1 protein-coding gene is annotated in these 1,165 nt (G+C 72.2%); it reads right to left on the reverse strand.

Going from position 1 to position 1,165, the window contains the following annotated elements:
• Positions 1 to 1,165: methyl-accepting chemotaxis protein (locus HMPREF3115_RS24190; RefSeq protein WP_141751729.1), on the reverse strand; the 1,165-nt coding region annotated here is incomplete at both ends.

Raw genomic sequence — 1,165 nt, forward strand, 5'->3', positions numbered from 1 at the left:
GCGATGCCCTCGATCGTGCCGATGATGTCGCGGATGCTCTTCGCGCTGTCGTCGATGTCGCTCATCGTCGCGACGACGCGCCCGACCACCTCGCCGCCCGCTTCCGCGACGGCCGACGCATTCGCGGCCAGCATGCTTGCCTGCCGCGCGTTCTCCGCGTTCTGCCGCACCGTCGAGGTCAGCTGCTCCATGCTCGCCGCGGTGCGCTCGAGCGCGGCCGCCTGCTGTGCGGTGCGCTGCGACAGATCGAGGTTGCCGGTCGAGATCTCGCCGGATGCCGACGCGATCGCGTCCGCACTGACCGCGATTTCGCCGACGGTCGCGGCCAGCCCCCGCTGCATGTCGGCGAGCGCGCGCACCATGCTGTCGCGGTCGTGCCGGCCGAGTGCGATCGGCCGCGTGAGATCGCCGCGCGCGATGTCGGCGGCGATTGCCTTCGCATACGCAGGCTCGCCGCCGAGCTGCGCGGCGAGGCGGCGCACGACGCGCTCCGCGATCGCGATCGCGAGGACGAACAGCGCAGCCGTCATCGCGGCGATCATCGCGAACGACGACGAGAAGATCGTCGCCGACGCATCGAGCGTCGCCTTCGACTTCGCGCCGCGCGTCTTCACGAGATCGCCGGCCTGTTTCTCGAGCTTGCCGGTCTCGACGAGCAGCGACACGTCCTGCGTGCCGACCTGCCAGTTCATCTGCGACAGGTCGAGCGGCTGCGCGCGCACCAGCGCGACGAAGTCGCGCAGATGGCCGCTCCAGGTGCCGACGGCGGACGAGAATGCGCGCAGCCGTGCGCTGTCGTCGGCGTCGGCCGGGTCCGCCTCGCGCTGCAGCGTACCGAGCGCGCGGCCGATCGACGCGAGCCCCGCATCGACTTCGGCACCGAGCTCGTCGCGCTCCTTCGCGGTGGTCGCGGTCAGCAGCATCTTCTGCGCGCGGCTCGCACGCAGCACCTCCGCGCGCACCTCCTCGGCCGCGCGGCTCGCGACGTGCCCCTGCTCGTAGACCGACGCGATCGACGCATTCAGCCGGCTGATCTGCCAGAGCGAAAACACGCCGATCGCGACCGTGCCGATCAGCAGAACCGCGAACGCGGCGCGCAGCGTCGCCTTCACGGTCCACGGCCGCCGCTCGGTGCGCGCGGCGCGGCCGCGACGGGCGGGCCGGC

Origin of the sequence: Burkholderia sp. HMSC10F09 (genome assembly GCF_001806955.1) — a bacterium.
In the GTDB taxonomy this organism is placed as follows: domain Bacteria; phylum Pseudomonadota; class Gammaproteobacteria; order Burkholderiales; family Burkholderiaceae; genus Burkholderia; species Burkholderia multivorans.